The organism is Klebsiella sp. RCJ4 (genome assembly GCF_009025755.1).
GTDB lineage: Bacteria > Pseudomonadota > Gammaproteobacteria > Enterobacterales > Enterobacteriaceae > Klebsiella > Klebsiella michiganensis.
In genome coordinates this window covers 22828-40492 of record NZ_WCIN01000038.1, presented here as the reverse complement: position 1 = coordinate 40492, position 17665 = coordinate 22828, and the positions used below count along the sequence as shown (strand labels likewise).

Below are 17665 nucleotides of genomic sequence, written 5' to 3'. Positions count from 1 at the left end.
CTTACGCTTTCTCGATGTTGACCAGAAACGCCTTGTACTCCGGCGTTTGCGAGTTGGAATCCCCGACGTTTGGCGTCAGGGTATTGGCGATGTAACCTTTGCGGGCTACCCCTTCAAAACCCCAGTGCAGCGGGATCCCGACGGTTTCAACCTGCTGGCCGTTAACGTTGAGCGTTTGCAGACGACGCGTCACCACCGCTACCGCGCGAATAAAGCCGCGCTTGCTGCTGACCGTCACCCGATCGCCGTTGGCAATCCCCTTCGCTTTCGCCAGACCTTCGCTGATTTCGACAAACTGTTCCGGCTGCGCAATCGCATTGAGCCGCGCATGCTTGGTCCAGGTATGAAAATGCTCGGTCAGGCGATAGGTGGTGCCGACGTACGGGAATTTATCCTTCTTACCTAAACGAAGGGCATCCTCTTCATACAGGCGCACCACCGGGCTGGAGACCACGTTCGGGTGCAGCGGGTTGGTGCCAAGCGGCGTTTCCATCGGCTCGTAGTGTTCCGGGAACGGACCTTCCGCCAGCTTATTCAGGGCAAACAGGCGCCCCAGTCCTTCCGGCTGCATAATAAACGGCCCGGTTTTGCTGCCCGGCGGCGCGGTATTGAAGTCCGGAATATCGTTGCCAACCCACTTGCTGCCGTTCCACTGGATCAGCATCCGCTTCGCATCCCACGGCTTGCCGTTAATATCCGCCGACGCGCGGTTGTACAGCACGCGCCGGTTGAGCGGCCACGCCCATGCCCAGCCGAGCGTGTTGCCAAGGCCTGACGGATCGGCGTTATCGCGGTTGGCCATCTGGTTGCCCTGCTCGGTCCAGCTGCCGGTATAGATCCAGCAGGACGACGCGGTGGTACCGTCATCGCGCAGCAGCGCGAAGCTGTTCAACAGCTGGCCCTTCTTCGCCAGCGGCGCGCCGTTAGCGTCGAAGAGATCCGCCAGCGCGTAGCCGTTGTTCTCTTTCGCGACCTCTTCTGATTCCGGACGATCCGGCTGCTTGTAGTGCCACCCCATCTTCAGCAGCGGCTCGACGCCTTTGCCGCCCTCGGTGCGATACAGCTCGCGCAGACGGTGGTAAATGCCGGCCAGAATTTCGCCGTCGTTGCGCGCTTCGCCCGGCGCGTCCTGGCCTTTCCAGTGCCACTGCAGCCAGCGCCCGGAGTTGGCGATTGAACCATCCTCTTCGGCGAAGCAGGTGGACGGCAGGCGGAACACTTCGGTCTGAATCGCCGCCGGGTCAACATCGTTCGACTCGCCGTGGTTTTGCCAGAAGGTCGACGTTTCGGTCACCAGCGGGTCGATAACCACCATGTACTTCAGCTTGCTCAGGCTGCGGACCACCTTGTTTTTGTCCGGGAAGGACGCCACCGGATTGAAGCCCTGGCAGATATAGCCCGTGACGTTGCCGTTATCCATCATATTGAAATACTTGATAACGTCATAAGCCTGGTCCCATTTCGGCAGCCAGTGGAAGCCCCAGTCGTTCTCTTTTTGCGCCGCGTCGCCGTAGAACGATTTCATCAGGCTGACGAAGAACTTCGGATAGTTGCTCCAGTAGTTCACCTGTTCGGCCAGCGTCGCCTTCGGCGTATTGGCGGCGAGATAGCTTTGCAGATCCGTCTGCTGTTCCGACGGCAGCGTCAGGTAGCCCGGCAGGCTGGTCGAGAGCAGGCCTAAATCGGTTAGCCCCTGAATATTGGAGTGCCCGCGCAGCGCGTTGACGCCGCCGCCCGCCATCCCCATATTGCCGAGCAGCAGCTGAATCATCGCCATGGTACGGATGTTCTGCGCCCCGACGGTATGCTGCGTCCAGCCCAGCGCGTAAAGAAAGGTGGTGGTCCGGTCCGCCGCGCTGGTTGACGCCAGCACTTCGCACACTTTGAGGAAGTCCGCCTTTGGCGTACCGCAGATATTCTCCACCACCTCCGGCGTATAGCGCGAAACGTGCTGCTTCAGCAGGTTCCAGACGCAGCGCGGATGCTGCAGCGTCTCGTCGCGCATGGCGTAGCCGTTTTCGTCGAACTGATAGTTCCACGACGATTTATCGTACTGACGCTTTTCGGCATCGTAGCCGCTGAACAGGCCATCTTCGAAGGCAAAATCGTCGCGCACCAGCAGGTTGGCGTTGGTGTAGTGTTTAACGTACTCGGCATTGATTTTGTTATTTTCGATCAGGTACAGCAGCACGCCCGACAGGAAGGTAATGTCGGTACCGGAACGGATCGGCGCATAAATATCGGCCACCGACGCCGTGCGCGTAAAGCGCGGGTCGACGACAATCAGCGTCGCATCGTTGTTGTTTTTCGCCTCCATCGCCCAACGGAATCCCACCGGATGGGCTTCGGCGGCGTTACCGCCCATCACCACCACGACGTTAGCGTTTTTGATATCAACCCAGTGGTTGGTCATCGCACCGCGACCAAATGTTGGAGCAAGACTTGCTACCGTTGGTCCGTGTCAGACGCGCGCCTGGTTGTCTACCGCCAGCATGCCGAGGGAGCGCACAAATTTTTGCGTCAGCATGCCGGTTTCATTACTGGCCGCAGAGGCACATAACATCCCGGTGGACAGCCAGCGGTTAACCGTCACGCCCTGTTCGTTCTTTTCAATAAAATTGGCGTCGCGGTCGGCTTTCATCAGTTTGGCGATGCGGGTAAACGCGTCATCCCAGGAGATGCGCTGCCATGTATCCGAACCCGGCGCGCGGTACTGCGGATAGCGCAGGCGGTTGTCGCTATGAACATAGTCAAGCAGCCCCGCGCCTTTCGGGCACAGCGCGCCGCGGCTCACCGGATGATCCGGGTCGCCTTCAATGTGGTAAATCGCTTCTTTCGCGTTTTTCGCGCCGTCGCCCAGGCTATACATTAATAGCCCGCAGCCCACGGAGCAGTATGTGCAGGTGTTGCGGATCTCTTTGGCGCGCAGCAATTTGTAATTACGCGCCTGAGCCAGGGCCATTTTGGGCGCAAAACCCAATGCAGCGGCTGTTGTTCCGGCCATACCGCCTGCGCAGATTTTAAAAAACTTTCTGCGGCTGACGTCCATTGTTCCCCTCCATGCGGGATGTTTATTCATTGCGGGAGTGGAAATTAACAGCAATAACCCTGTTTTATTTGCGTCAAATCAATGTCCTGAACCCATGACCCCTTAATAGTCAGCCGCCTTAAATTTCGTTACTCCATTAGGATTAAGCGCGGAGGAAAATATCCCCCGAAAGCGAAAAAAAAGTGTTATAAAACCCGACTGCGTTTGAACCAACATCAGGTTAAATATGGAGAAGAAGAGAGCCACGCTCATTGGATTGGCCGCTATCGTCTTGTGGAGCACCATGGTCGGGCTGATTCGTGGCGTAAGCGAAGGGCTTGGTCCGGTGGGCGGCGCGGCGATGATCTACAGCCTGAGCGGCCTTTTGCTGATCTTTACCGTCGGCTTCCCGCAAATACGCCAGATCCCTCGCCCCTATTTACTGGCAGGGAGCCTGCTGTTCGTCAGCTATGAAATTTGCCTGGCGCTGTCGGTCGGATTAGCCGGTAGCCGCCAGCAGGCTATTGAAGTGGGCATGGTTAATTATCTGTGGCCCAGCCTGACGATTTTATTCGCCATTCTGTTTAACGGCCAAAAAAGCAGCTGGTTGGTTATCCCGGGGTTATTTCTCGCTTTATTCGGCGTCACCTGGGTATTAGGCGGTGAGCATGGTCTGAATGTAGATGAAATTACCCGCAACGTGGTTTCCAGCCCGCTGAGCTATATTCTGGCGTTCATCGGCGCGTTTATCTGGGCGGCCTACTGCACGGTCACCGCTAAATACGCGAAGGGCAAAAACGGGATTACCCTTTTTGTTCTGCTTACCGCCCTGACCCTGTGGCTAAAGTTCCTGTTCAGCGAACAGCCGCCCATGGTCTTTAGCTGGCCGGTGATAGCCAAACTGATCGCGCTGTCCGTTGCTCTGGGATTAGGCTACGCGGCGTGGAACGTCGGGATCCTGCACGGCAACGTCAGCCTGCTGGCCGCCGCTTCCTACTTTACGCCGGTGCTCTCCTCGGCGCTGGCGGCGGCACTGCTCAGCGCCGCGCTGTCGTGGTCGTTCTGGCAGGGCGCCGGAATGGTGTGCGCCGGCTCCCTGCTTTGCTGGCAGGCGACCCGGCGCTAAAACGGCGGCGGCCGACGCCTTAACGGCCTACAAGATCCGTGACTGACTTCAGCCCATCCCTGATGGCAATTCCCGGGATGGGCACGTCTTCAATCATCTGGCAGTCGGCTGTCTAAAGGGTTAATTCAGCTCAGGCGCTTTTGCCAGACTACGCCAGATGCCGGCCGCCAGCAGCAGAAGCAGGACGCCAGCCGTCGCCAGCACGATGCTGTGCGAATGAATAAACGCTGCCTTCGCCGCTTCAAGCAGGCTTTGCGCCGGTATGGCGGGCAGCGACTGCGCCAGCTTAATCGCCTCGCTGATGGAGGACGACGCCTGCTCCGCCGCCGCGCCCTCGATTCCACCCGGCAGAACAATTGACGAGGTGTAGCTGCGGGTCAGGATCAGGCCAAACAGGGCAATCCCCAGTCCCGCGCCCAGCTCATAGGCCATGGTTTCGATGGCCCCTGCCGCCGCCGCTTTTTCCTTCGGCGCGGCGGCCATGATCGCCGAGCTGGAGGCCAACAGCGCGCTGGCGACGCTGAAGCCCAGCAGCGTCATCAGTCCCCAGGCCTGCCACTGCTGAGTACTGAAATCGGTCATCGACAGGCCGAGGAAGCTCAGGGCGCTGAGCAGCATTCCGCCGGTGGCGACCTCGCGCAGCCCCAGCCGCGATACCAGCATGCCGGCAATGGGCCCGCTGAAACCGCTCGCCACCATCACCGGCAGCATAAACAGCCCGGCTTCAAAAGGCGTTTTGCTGTGCACAAACTGCAGCTCCTGCGCCATCAGCAGTTCAAAACCCACCAGCGTAATCAGCGCGGTCATCGCCATCATCACGCCGCTTAAAATAATGCGATGGGTAAACAGGCGCATATCGACCATGGGACGCGATGCCGAGAGCTGTTTGCGCACGAACCAGAACAGCATCGCGGCGCCAGATAGTGCCACCAGCCCGGTTAACCACAGCGCCATTTGCCCTTTGAGCGCCGTTTTGGCGCTAAAGACCAGCATCAAAATGGCGGCGATCAGGATTAGCGCCTGGAAAAGATTCAGCGGCTGCTCGCGTCGTGCGGGCTGACGCGGCACCACTTTGGCGTTAATCGCTATCACCAGCAGGACGATCGGCACGTTGATCAGGAAAACCGATCCCCAGTAAAAATGCTCCAGCAGCATGCCGCCAACCAGCGGACCGAACGCCGCGCCGCCGGAACCGACAGCTGCCCACAGACCAAGCGCCATATTACGCTGGTGCGCCTGCGAAAAGGTGCTGCGGATCCCGGCCAGGGTCGCAGGCACGATCATCGCCGCCCCCACCGCCAGCAGCGCGCGGGAGGCAATCAGCGTCTCTGCCGTGGGCGAAAACGCCGCCGCCAGCGACGCGGTGCCAAAAATACCGCTGCCGAGCAGCAGCAGCCGTTTAAAGCCGATTTTATCACCCAATGCGCCCATAGGCAGCACCATACCGGCCATTACCAGCGAATAAATATCAATAATCCACAGCAGCTCGTTACCGCTGGTCCCCAGCGCTACGCTGAGCGTTGGCGCAGCCACGTGGAGAACAGTGGCGTCAATCGCCACCGGAATATAAACCAGCAAAATCGCCATCAGCGTCAACCATTGCCGAGACATACTACTTTCCCTCAACGTTAAAACTGGACAAGCGTCCAGGAAACGGATCCTGCCGGATTGTTGAACGAGTGTCCAACTTTTTGTTACTATCGCCAAAAAAACCGGGGGTCACTAACGTTATGGGCTACTTAAATCGCGATGCGCGTCGGGAAATTATTGTGCTGGCAGCCATGCGCGTAGCGCTTCGGGGCGGGTTTAGCGCTATGACCGTCCGCCAGATTGCCGCCGAAGCCGGCGTCTCCGCCGGTCAGCTGCACCATCATTTCACCTCCGCGGGCGAGCTAAAAGCCCATGCCTTCATACGGTTGATCCGCGAAATGATGGATATGCCGCTGGTCGCCGACGACGCCACGTGGCGTGAACGCCTGTTTTCTATGGTGGGCAGCGACGACGGCAGGCTTGAGCCATACATTCGCCTGTGGCGCGAAGCGCAGCTGCTGGCCGATAGCGACAGCGATATCAAAGGGGCCTATCTGCTCACCATGAACATGTGGCATGAAGAGACCCTGAAGATCATCCGCCAGGGAACCGCTGCCGGTGAGTTTAAGCCAGGGGACGATATGGAAAGCATTGCCTGGCGGCTCATTGCTCTCGTCTGCGGCCTCGACGGTATTTATGCGCTGGGAATGCAGGAAATAGATGATGCCGCCTTCAATCGGCATATCAATTATTCTATCTCGATGGAACTTTTTTAATTTTAAGTTACATTTAGTAACAAATAATCCTGAGCTAATATTCGCGCGTCCTCTTTCGGCGCGCTTTTCTTATCTATTCTTCATTTATTACAACAGATACATCCCCATCCCTGATTTTATTTCTTTTATTAATTTGCTGTTTTACCAGTTTATTCTTTTTTGACGGGTTACTGTTCATTCGAGGGCAATATGCTGAGCAAAAATGAGAAAAAGAATCATTATCTTTTAAAAGAGTGGAAACCAGAAAATGCGGCGTTTTGGGAGAATAAGGGAAAGCAAATAGCGCGCAGAAATCTTTGCATTTCCGTAGGTTGTTTGCTACTCGCCTTTTGCGTCTGGATGCTATTCAGCGCCGTCGCCGTCAATCTCAATAAAGTCGGATTTAATTTCACCACCGATCAGCTCTTTTTATTAACCGCTCTGCCCTCGCTTTCCGGCGCAATATTACGCGTCCCCTACTCCTTTATGGTACCTATATTTGGCGGGCGCTACTGGACGGTATTAAGCACGATTATTCTGGTGGTGCCCTGTATCTGGCTGGGTGTCGCCATTCAAAACCCCGCTACTCCATTCTGGGTATTTATCACCATTGCCCTGCTGTGCGGTTTTGCCGGTGCGAACTTTGCTTCCAGCATGGGAAATATCAGTTTTTTCTTTCCCAAAGCGAAACAGGGCAGCGCGCTGGGTATCAACGGCGGCCTCGGCAATCTCGGCGTCAGCGTGATGCAGATGATCGCGCCGGCGGCGATTTTTCTGCCCATCTTCGCTTTTCTTGGCATCCATGGCGTGCCTCAGGAGGATGGCTCTCTTCTCGCGCTGAGCAACGCCGCCCTCGTCTGGGTTCCGCTGCTGGTGATAGCCACCTTCGCCGCCTGGGTAGGAATGAACGACATCGCCAGCTCAAAGGCTTCGATTCGCGAGCAGCTGCCGGTGCTGAAACGCCCGCATATGTGGCTGCTGAGCCTGCTCTATCTGGCCACCTTTGGCTCGTTTATCGGCTTCTCCGCCGGTTTCGCCATGCTGGCGAAAACGCAGTTCCCTGATGTTAACATCCTTAAGCTGGCCTTCTTCGGGCCGTTTATCGGCGCGCTGGCGCGTTCTTTCGGCGGGATTATATCCGACCGTCTCGGCGGCGTACGGGTCACGCTGGTGAACTTTGTGCTGATGGCGCTGTTTACCGGCCTGCTGTTTCTCACCCTCCCCGGCAGCGGCTCAGGCAGTTTTCTCGCCTTTTACGTGGTGTTTATGGGGCTGTTCCTGACCGCCGGTCTCGGCAGCGGTTCCACCTTCCAGATGATCGCCGTGATCTTTCGCCAAATCACCCTCGACAGCGTGAAGAAACGCGGCGGCAGCGACGAACAGGCCCAGCACGAAGCGGTGACCGACACCGCGGCGGCGCTCGGCTTTATCTCCGCCATCGGCGCGATTGGTGGTTTCTTTATCCCTAAAGCCTTCGGTACCTCGCTGGCGATGACCGGCTCCCCGGTCGGGGCGATGAAGGTCTTCCTGGTTTTCTACGTGGTTTGCGTGCTGGTGACCTGGCTGGTCTACGGCCGTCGTAAACCGGCAAAACAATAACGGCATATTCATCGGATGGCGGCTGACGCCCTATCCGGCCTGGGGATCGTACGGTCTTTTCAGGCCGGACATTATCGGAGCAGGAGGAAGGTCATGAGTAAACTACTGGATCGCTTTCGCTACTTTAAGCAGAAAGGCGAGAGCTTTGCCAACGGCCACGGTCAGGTGTACAACACCAACCGCGACTGGGAAGACAGCTACCGTCAGCGCTGGCAGTTCGACAAAATCGTCCGCTCAACGCACGGCGTGAACTGCACAGGCTCCTGCAGCTGGAAAATTTACGTCAAAAACGGGCTGGTCACCTGGGAAACTCAGCAAACGGACTACCCCCGCACCCGCCCGGACCTGCCCAACCACGAACCCCGCGGCTGCCCGCGCGGCGCAAGCTACTCCTGGTACCTCTACAGCGCTAACCGCCTGAAGTATCCGCTGGCGCGCAAGCGGCTGATTGCGCTATGGCGCGAAGCGCTGGCTCAGCACCCGGACCCGGTGCAGGCGTGGGACAGCATCATGCAGGACCCGGTCAAAACCCTCAGCTACAAGCAGGTACGCGGCAAAGGCGGGTTTATCCGTTCAAGCTGGAAGGAGCTGAACCAGCTGATTGCCGCCGCCAACGTCTGGACCATCAAAAACTACGGCCCGGACCGCGTGGCGGGCTTTTCGCCGATCCCGGCGATGTCGATGGTCTCTTACGCCGCCGGCACCCGGTATCTGTCGCTGCTCGGCGGCACCTGCCTGAGCTTCTACGACTGGTACTGCGATCTTCCCCCCGCCTCGCCAATGACCTGGGGCGAGCAGACCGACGTTCCCGAGTCCGCCGACTGGTACAACTCCAGCTATATTATCGCCTGGGGCTCCAACGTCCCGCAGACCCGAACCCCGGACGCCCACTTCTTTACGGAAGTGCGCTACAAGGGCACCAAAACTATCGCGATTACCCCGGACTTTTCGGAGGTAGCCAAGCTCAGCGACCAGTGGCTGGCGCCGAAACAGGGTACCGACAGCGCGCTGGCCATGGCGATGGGCCACGCGATCCTCAAAACGTTTCACCTTGATAACCCGAGCGATTATTTCCTCAACTACTGCCGCACCTACACCGATATGCCGATGCTGGTGATGCTTGAGCGTCGCGAGGAGGGTTTCTACGTTCCCGGCAGGATGGTCCGCGCCGCCGATCTGGTTGACGATTTGGGCGAAAGCAATAACCCGGAGTGGAAAACCGTCGCCTATAACAGCGCTGGTGAACTGGTGGCGCCCAACGGTTCGATTGGCTTCCGCTGGGGAGAGAAAGGCAAATGGAACCTTGAACAGCAGGCCGCCGGGCAAGCCATTGAACTCAAACTATCGCTGCTGGATAGCCGTGACGACGCGGTGACGGTGGGCTTTCCCTACTTCGGCGGCAACGAAAACCCGCACTTTCGCAGCATCAAGCAGGATCCGGTGACGCTGCATCAGCTGCCGGTTAAGCAGCTCCCGCTGGCCAACGGTGAATCCGGCCTGGTGGTTAGCGTCTACGATCTGATTCTCGCCAACTACGGACTCGATCGCGGTTTAGACGATCCCAACGCCGCGCAGGACTTCAGTGAGATGAAAGCCTATACCCCGGCGTGGGCCGAACAGATTACCGGCGTCCCGCGCCAGCACATCGAGCAGATCGCCCGTGAATTTGCCGATACCGCGCATAAAACCCACGGACGGTCGATGATTATCCTCGGCGCCGGCGTCAACCACTGGTACCACATGGATATGAACTACCGGGGGATGATCAATATGCTGGTGTTCTGCGGCTGCGTCGGCCAGAGCGGCGGCGGCTGGTCGCACTATGTCGGCCAGGAGAAGCTGCGTCCGCAAACCGGCTGGCTGCCGCTGGCGTTCGCCCTTGACTGGAATCGTCCGCCGCGCCAGATGAACAGCACCTCCTTTTTTTACAATCACGCCAGCCAGTGGCGCTATGAAAAGCTGACCGCCCGGGAGCTGCTGTCGCCGCTGGCCGATGCCAGCCAATTCAGCGGCCATCTGATCGACTTTAACGTTCGCGCCGAGCGCATGGGCTGGCTGCCCTCCGCGCCGCAGCTGGGCGTCAACCCGCTGACCATCAAAGCGCAGGCCGCCGCGGCCGGACTGACTCCCGCCGACTACACCGCCCGGGCGCTGAAGTCCGGCGAGATCCGCTTCGCCTGCGAACAGCCGGATAACGGCAAAAATCATCCACGTAATCTGTTTATCTGGCGCTCCAACCTGCTGGGCTCCTCCGGCAAGGGCCACGAGTATATGCTCAAATATCTGCTGGGCACCGACAGCGGTATTCAGGGCGATGAGCTGGGCGCCAGCGATGACGTGAAGCCCGAAGAGGTGGAGTGGCAGACCGCGGCCATCGAAGGCAAGCTCGACCTGCTGGTGACGCTCGATTTCCGCATGTCCAGTACCTGCCTGTTCTCCGATATCGTTCTGCCGACCGCCACCTGGTATGAAAAAGACGATATGAACACCTCGGATATGCATCCGTTTATCCACCCGCTCTCCGCCGCCGTTGACCCGGCGTGGGAGGCGAAAAGCGACTGGGAAATTTACAAAGATATCGCCAAAACCTTCTCCGAGGTCTGCGTCGGCCACCTCGATAAAGAGACCGACGTTGTGCTGGTGCCGCTGCAGCACGACTCCCCGGCGGAGCTGTCGCAGCCCTTCGACGTGCTGGACTGGCGGAAAGGGGAATGCGAGCTGACGCCGGGTAAAACCGCGCCGTCGATTGCCGTCGTTGAGCGCGATTATCCGGCGACGTATGAGCGCTTTACCTCCCTCGGGCCGCTGCTCGACAAACTGGGCAACGGCGGTAAAGGCATCACCTGGAACACCCAGAACGAGGTCGACTTCCTCGGCAAGCTTAACTACGTCAAGCTTGATGGCCCGGCCAAAGGTCGCCCGCGCATCGACAGCGCCATTGACGCCTCGGAAGTGATCCTCGCCCTCGCCCCGGAAACCAACGGCCAGGTGGCGGTCAAAGCCTGGCAAGCGCTCGGCGAGTTTACCGGCCGCGAGCATACGCACCTGGCGCTGAATAAAGAGGATGAAAAAATTCGCTTCCGCGATATTCAGGCCCAGCCGCGCAAAATTATCTCCAGCCCGACCTGGTCCGGCCTCGAGAGCGAGCATGTTTCCTACAACGCCGGCTATACCAACGTCCACGAGCTGATCCCCTGGCGCACCCTCTCAGGCCGCCAGCAGCTGTATCAGGATCACCCCTGGATGCGCGCTTTTGGCGAAAGCCTGGTGGTTTATCGTCCGCCCATTGACACCCGCAGCGTCAGCCAGATGAAAGCGATTCCGCCTAACGGCTTCCCGGAAAAAGCGCTCAACTTTCTGACGCCGCACCAGAAATGGGGCATCCACTCCACCTACAGCGAAAACCTGCTGATGCTGACCCTGTCGCGCGGCGGGCCGATCGTGTGGATCAGCGAAACCGACGCTCGCGAGCTGGGTATTGAAGATAACGACTGGATCGAGGCCTTCAACGCCAACGGCGCGCTCACCGCCCGCGCGGTGGTCAGCCAGCGCGTACCGCCGGGGATGACCATGATGTACCACGCGCAGGAGCGCCTGATGAATATTCCGGGCTCGGAAGTCACCGGACGGCGCGGCGGGATCCATAACTCGGTCACCCGCGTGTGCCCGAAACCGACCCATATGATTGGCGGCTACGCCCAGCTGGCTTACGGTTTCAACTACTACGGCACCGTCGGCTCCAACCGCGACGAGTTCATCATGATCCGCAAAATGAAAAATATTGACTGGCTGGATGACGAAGGTCGCGATGGGGTACAGGAGGCGAAAAAATGAAAATACGTTCACAGGTCGGTATGGTTCTCAATCTCGATAAATGCATCGGCTGTCACACCTGCTCCGTCACCTGTAAAAACGTCTGGACCGGACGCGAAGGGATGGAATACGCCTGGTTTAACAACGTCGAAACCAAACCGGGCATCGGCTATCCGAAAAACTGGGAAGATCAGGAGGTGTGGGAAGGCGGCTGGGTGCGCGATGTTAATGGCAAAATACGCCCGCGTCTGGGCGGCAAAATGGGCGTCATCACCAAAATTTTCGCCAATCCGGTGATACCGCAGATCGACGACTACTATGAACCCTTTACCTTTGATTACCAGCATCTGCACAACGCGCCGGAGGGAAAACACCTGCCCACCGCCCGTCCGCGTTCGCTTATCGACGGCAAGCGGATGGATAAAATCATCTGGGGCCCCAACTGGGAAGAGCTGCTCGGCGGCGAGTTTGAAAAGCGCGCCCGCGACCGTAACTTCGACAAGATTCAGAAGGAGATGTACGGCCAGTTTGAAAATACCTTCATGATGTATCTGCCGCGCCTGTGCGAGCACTGCCTGAACCCGAGCTGCGTCGCCACCTGCCCCAGCGGCGCCATCTACAAGCGTGAAGAAGACGGCATCGTGCTGATCGACCAGGACAAATGCCGCGGCTGGCGTCTGTGCATCAGCGGCTGCCCGTACAAGAAAATCTACTTCAACTGGAAAAGCGGCAAATCGGAGAAGTGCATCTTCTGCTACCCGCGTATCGAGTCCGGACAGCCCACCGTCTGTTCCGAAACCTGCGTGGGACGTATCCGCTACCTCGGCGTGCTGTTGTACGACGCCGACCGCATTGAAGAGGCCGCCAGCACCGAGCGCGAAACAGACCTCTACGAGCGGCAGTGCGAGGTGTTCCTCAACCCCCACGACCCGGCGGTGATTGAAGAAGCGCTGAAACAGGGGATTCCACAAAACGTGATTGATGCCGCCCAGCGCTCGCCGGTGTACAAAATGGCGATGGACTGGAAGCTGGCGCTGCCGCTGCATCCGGAATACCGCACCCTGCCAATGGTCTGGTACGTGCCGCCGCTGTCGCCGATTCAGTCCTACGCCGACGCCGGCGGTCTGCCGAAAAGCGACGGCGTGCTTCCGGCCATCGAAAGCCTGCGCATTCCGGTGCAGTATCTCGCCAATATGCTCAGCGCGGGCGATACCGGCCCGGTACTGCGCGCGCTGAAGCGCATGATGGCGATGCGTCACTACATGCGCTCGCAAACGGTGGAAGGCGTCACCGATACTCGCGCCATCGAGGAGGTGGGCCTGAGCGTTGAACAGGTCGAGGAGATGTACCGTTATCTGGCGATCGCCAACTACGAGGACCGCTTCGTGATCCCGACCAGCCACCGCGAAATGGCGCGCGACGCCTTCCCCGAGCGCAACGGCTGCGGCTTTACCTTCGGCGACGGCTGCCACGGCTCCGACACCAAATTCAACCTGTTCAACAGTAGCCGCATTGACGCCATCAACATCACCGAAGTACGCGATAAAGCGGAGGGCGAATAATGCAAATCCTCAAAGCGATCGGCCTGCTGATGGAGTACCCGGATGAGTTTCTTTGGCAGTGCAAGGACGAGGTGCTGAGCATGGTGCGTCACGACGCCCCTGTGCTCAACGACTTCGCCGCTGAGATGCTGAATGCCCCGCTGCTGGACAAGCAGGCCGAATGGTGCGAAGTGTTCGACCGGGGCCGCGCCACGTCGCTACTGCTGTTTGAACACGTGCACGCCGAGTCTCGCGACCGCGGTCAGGCGATGGTCGACCTGCTCGCTCAGTATGAAAAGGCGGGCCTGGTGCTCAACTGTCGCGAGCTTCCCGACCACCTGCCGCTGTATCTGGAATACCTCAGCATCCTGCCGGAAAACGAAGCGCGCGAAGGTCTGCAAAACGTCGCGCCGATTCTGGCGCTGCTGGGCGGGCGGCTGAAGCAGCGCGGTGTCCCCTGGTATCAGCTGTTTGACGCCCTGCTCAGCCTCGGCGGGATCCCGCTATCAAGTGACAGTGTCACGCAGCAGGTCAACAACGAGTCCCGCGATGACACCCGGCAGGCGCTGGATGCGGTCTGGGAAGAAGAACAGGTGAAATTTATCGAAGACAACGCCACGGCCTGTGACAGCTCACCGTTACAGCAATATCAACGACGCTTTAGCCAGGACGTGGCGCCGCAGTACGTCGACGTCAGCGCGGGAGGCCCGAAATGATACAGTATCTGAACGTCTTTTTTTACGACATCTACCCCTACATCTGCGCGACGGTCTTTTTTCTCGGCAGTTGGCTGCGCTATGACTACGGCCAGTACACCTGGCGCGCCTCCTCCAGCCAGATGCTGGATAAACGCGGGATGGTGATCTGGTCGAATCTGTTCCATATCGGCATACTCGGCATTTTCTTTGGCCATCTGTTCGGCATGTTAACGCCGCACTGGATGTATGCCTGGTTTTTACCCATTGCGGTCAAGCAGCAGATGGCGATGGTGCTCGGCGGCGTCTGCGGCGTTCTGACGCTGATTGGCGGCGCCGGTTTGCTCTGGCGTCGTCTGACCAACCAGCGCGTTCGCGCCACCTCGACCGCGCCGGACATCATCATCATGAGCATTCTGCTGATTCAGTGCCTGCTCGGGCTGAGCACCATCCCTTTCTCGGCGCAGTATCCGGACGGCAGTGAAATGATGAAGCTAGTGGGCTGGGCGCAGGGCATCGTCACCTTCCGCGGCGGCTCGTCAGAAATGCTCAGCGGCGTGGCCTTTGTTTTCCGCGTGCATCTGGTGCTGGGGATGACGATTTTCCTGCTGTTCCCGTTCACCCGGCTGGTTCACGTCTGGAGCGCGCCGTTTGAATATTTCACCCGCCGCTACCAGGTGGTACGTTCAAGACGCTGAGCAAAATCCGCAATCATCCCGGGTCGCGGCAAAAACGCCTAACCCGGGCGACAGGATCGCCCCGTAGCCCGGCTATGCGTAGCGCAAGCCGGGTAACATCCCCGTTTGACCGTCACCCCTTATCCAGCCAACGGTTCCTGAACGATATTTATTTTCCGGCCTCGGGATGGGTATCAAACGCCGCCATCACCGCCGCCAGCTCCGCTTCGCTAAAGCCGTATTTGGCATCATCCACGCCGAGGCCAAAACGCGTTTGCAGCGCCTCATACAGCGCCGGAACGTCCGCTAAATCGAGCTTTTCGACGACGTGGTTTTTATCCCAATGGGTAAAGTGGAAATTGGTTAGCGTCATTTTGCCGCCGTCCGGCAAGTGGCGGCACATCAGCAGATGATGGCGGAAGTGCGACTGCGGCCAGTGCGCCGACCAGAAGTTGCCCATCACATAGTCGGAAGCGTACTGGCGACCTAAATCAAAATGGTACATCGACTGCCAGTGGCCGTGATGGCTGAACTGCAGCGCCCACTCTTCCCCTTCGTAAATCAGGCGATATTCGCCGTGCGGGGTGGATTGTTCTATATCTGCCAGCAGCTTAATCGGCGCGGTCAAGGTCTGGCCGCCGAAACCAACGTCGGCAATCCAGCGTTCCCCCTCTACCTCCACCAGCAGCAGCCGATGGGTACGCGGCGGCATATGCGGCGGATTGGCCAGCACCACGCGCCCCAGAAGGCTGCGCACGGTAAAGCCGATCTCGCGCAGCGCTCTTTCCAGCAGGCCGTTTTGCTCGAAGCAGTAGCCGCCGCGACGACCGTGAATCAGCTTCTCTTCGAGGGTGCGATCGTCGAGATGTATCTCTCTGGGCAGCAGCACATCCAGATTTTCAAAGGGGATCGCGCCGTTATGGTGAATATGCAGTTCGCGCAGGGTGTGAAGTGAAACGTCCGGGGTGCCCGTCCAGCCCAGACGAGAAAAATAGGCGCTTAAAAAGGGACTCATCAATGCCTCCAGCAATCGGTGTCCGACATTTATAGCCTGTTTTTCCCGCCTGACCAGCTATTTTGTGCGATCGTATTTATCCGCGCGTGCCCCGCTGCATCAGCGCCAGCGCGCAGAGCATCAGCCCCAGACCGGTAAAGAGCGTCAGCGATGCCATTGCCATTCCCTCTCCCGCCGAGCCCTGCTCAAACTGGCGCCAGATAAACACCGAGACGGTTTGCGTCCCGGCCGGCGCAAGCAGCAACGAGGTCACCAGCTCGCGGGAGGCAACGGCGAACACCATCAGCATCGCCGCCAGCAGCGCGGGAAAGACCAGCGGCAGAACGATCAGACGCAGCGCCTGCAGGGCCGTTGCGCCGTGCACCCGCGCCGCGGGTTCGAGATTATTGCCAAGCTGACGCAGCGCGCTGCTGACGTAGCGCACCGGCCAGGGCAGCAGCAGACAGCAGTAGGAAAGCAGCAGCATAAACCAGGTGTTGTAGGGGGACACCGGCCAGAACGGCTGGTTCCACAGCAGAATCAGCCCGACGCCCACCACCACGCCCGGCAGCGCCGCCGGCAGCAGCGATAGCGCATCAACAAAGGCGCACCCCTTCATTTTTTGCACCACAACCAGCCAGGCGGCGAGCAGCCCCACCAGGCCGACAACCCCTGCCGAAGCCAGCGCCAGCGAAAGGCTGGTTGCCAGTGCCGACAGCGCGTCGCCCTGCTGAGCAAACAGCGCGGCAAAATGATGAAGGGTAACGTTGTCAGCGTGGATACCGCCCGACAGCGTGCTCATCAGGCTGGTCAGCACCATCGACGCGCCCGGCATCACCACCGCCAGCCCCCCGACGCCCGCCATCACTAGCACCGCCGGAAGCGTCAGCCAGCCCAACTCCGCCCCGCTATTCTCTCCCGGCTTGCCGGTGACGCTGGTGACCTCTTTATCGCCGGTCAGCCGTTTTTGCAGCCACCAGGCCAGCAGCGCCACCGCGATCAGCAGCAGCGAAAGCAGCGACGCGCCGGGCAGATCGACAGGCCAGTCGGCGAGCTTTTTCTCAATGCCTACGGTTAGCATGACCAGCCCTGCCCGCGCCCCCAGGGCCGCCGGAACGCCGTACTCTTCAATGGCCAGGGTAAACGCCAGCAGCATCCCCGCCGCCAGAGCCGGAGAAAGCATCGGCAGCGTGATGTGCCAGAACGCTCGCCAGGCGCTGGCGCCGTGCACCCGGGCGACAATCGCCAGCCGCTGACCGCTGGCCAACAGGCTGCGCGAGACGGCAAAGTAGACCACCGGAAAGATATTGAGGGTCATCACCAGCACGATCCCGATGCGGCTAAAAAGCAGATCGTTAAGATCCCAGCCGGTCAGCTGCTGGAGATAGCCATGACTTTGCAGCATCAGCATCCACGACAGCGCGGCAATATAGGGCGGCGTCAGAAACGGGATCAGAAAGAGCAGATCCCACAGCCGCGGCAGCGGGATAGTAAACAATCCCCGCAAGACGCCCAGCGGTAGACCGATGACCACGCTCATCAGCGCCACGCCGCAGGCCACCCACAGGGTACCGCCGAGCATCGTCGGCAGCTGCGGGTCGGCAATCAGCGTTGATACGCCGCTAAACGCGCCGCCCAGCGAACCGGCGCTAAACTGGGGAAAAATTGCCTGGAGGACAATAAACAGCAGCGGCAATGCCACCAGCACCAGCAGCGCCGCCAGCGTGCCCGCTGAAATAAGTCTCTGTTTCACGGTATTTTCCTGGATACGATCTTACCCGGCTCGCGCTGCGCTTAGCCGGGCTACCGGGCACAGCCGTCTGCGGTCCGGTAGCCCGGACAGACGCGCCAGCGCCGCCTCCGGGGAATGTGCCCGGGCTGATGCCCAGGCGTTGCGTCTTCCCGGC

The 17665-nt window shown here is 59.3% G+C and carries 11 protein-coding genes; 7 read left to right on the top strand and 4 right to left on the bottom strand.

The window, feature by feature from the left end; all coding sequences use genetic code 11:
* Position 1: 1 nt before the first annotated feature.
* Complete coding sequence (fdnG, locus tag F8562_RS15340) at positions 2 to 3049, bottom strand: formate dehydrogenase-N subunit alpha (RefSeq protein WP_014838424.1); 3048 nt, start codon at positions 3047 to 3049, stop codon at positions 2 to 4.
* Positions 3050 to 3275: 226 nt separating this feature from the next.
* Here fdnG and yddG point away from each other — a divergent pair, with 226 nt between their 5' ends.
* Positions 3276 to 4154 carry an aromatic amino acid DMT transporter YddG gene (gene yddG / locus F8562_RS15335; protein WP_004850709.1) on the top strand — a complete coding sequence of 293 codons (879 nt, stop codon included), beginning with the start codon at positions 3276 to 3278 and terminating at the stop codon, positions 4152 to 4154.
* Between the two features lie 120 nt (positions 4155 to 4274).
* Here the strand turns inward: yddG and F8562_RS15330 are convergent, their stop codons facing one another.
* Positions 4275 to 5765 carry an MFS transporter gene (locus F8562_RS15330; RefSeq protein ID WP_004850706.1) on the bottom strand — a complete coding sequence of 497 codons (1491 nt, stop codon included), beginning with the start codon at positions 5763 to 5765 and terminating at the stop codon, positions 4275 to 4277.
* A gap of 119 nt (positions 5766 to 5884) precedes the next feature.
* Between F8562_RS15330 and F8562_RS15325 the strand changes: the two genes are divergently transcribed.
* The 6 genes from F8562_RS15325 to narI all read left to right on the top strand — a co-directional run bounded on the left by F8562_RS15325 (position 5885) and on the right by narI (position 14785).
* Entirely contained in the window at positions 5885 to 6460 is a 576-nt protein-coding gene (locus tag F8562_RS15325) for a TetR family transcriptional regulator (protein ID WP_042934093.1), read from the top strand.
* 189 nt (positions 6461 to 6649) lie between these two features.
* Complete coding sequence (locus F8562_RS15320; protein WP_014838422.1) at positions 6650 to 8038, top strand: NarK family nitrate/nitrite MFS transporter; 1389 nt, start codon at positions 6650 to 6652, stop codon at positions 8036 to 8038.
* Positions 8039 to 8131: 93 nt separating this feature from the next.
* On the top strand, positions 8132 to 11872 hold the full coding sequence (locus F8562_RS15315; RefSeq protein WP_014838421.1) for a nitrate reductase subunit alpha: 3741 nt from the start codon (positions 8132 to 8134) through the stop codon (positions 11870 to 11872).
* Positions 11869 to 13413, top strand: coding sequence for a nitrate reductase subunit beta (gene narH, locus F8562_RS15310; protein ID WP_004101903.1), 1545 nt, complete (start codon positions 11869 to 11871; stop codon positions 13411 to 13413). Before F8562_RS15315 ends, narH begins: the two co-directional genes overlap by 4 nt.
* A complete protein-coding gene (gene narW, locus F8562_RS15305; RefSeq protein ID WP_014229273.1) occupies positions 13413 to 14108 on the top strand; it encodes a nitrate reductase molybdenum cofactor assembly chaperone in 696 nt (231 codons plus the stop codon). The genes narH and narW overlap by 1 nt, the downstream gene beginning before the upstream one ends.
* Positions 14105 to 14785, top strand: a complete 681-nt coding sequence (gene narI / locus F8562_RS15300; RefSeq protein ID WP_014838419.1) for a respiratory nitrate reductase subunit gamma — start codon at positions 14105 to 14107, stop codon at positions 14783 to 14785. Before narW ends, narI begins: the two co-directional genes overlap by 4 nt.
* Before the next feature lie 148 nt (positions 14786 to 14933).
* On the opposite strand, the gene nhoA is transcribed toward narI, so the two are convergent.
* Positions 14934 to 15779 (bottom strand): N-hydroxyarylamine O-acetyltransferase, encoded by an 846-nt coding sequence (gene nhoA / locus F8562_RS15295; protein WP_014229271.1) that lies wholly within the window; start codon positions 15777 to 15779, stop codon positions 14934 to 14936.
* A 76-nt stretch (positions 15780 to 15855) separates the two neighbouring features.
* A complete protein-coding gene (locus tag F8562_RS15290; RefSeq protein ID WP_014838418.1) occupies positions 15856 to 17511 on the bottom strand; it encodes an ABC transporter permease in 1656 nt (551 codons plus the stop codon).
* Positions 17512 to 17665 lie beyond the last annotated feature (154 nt).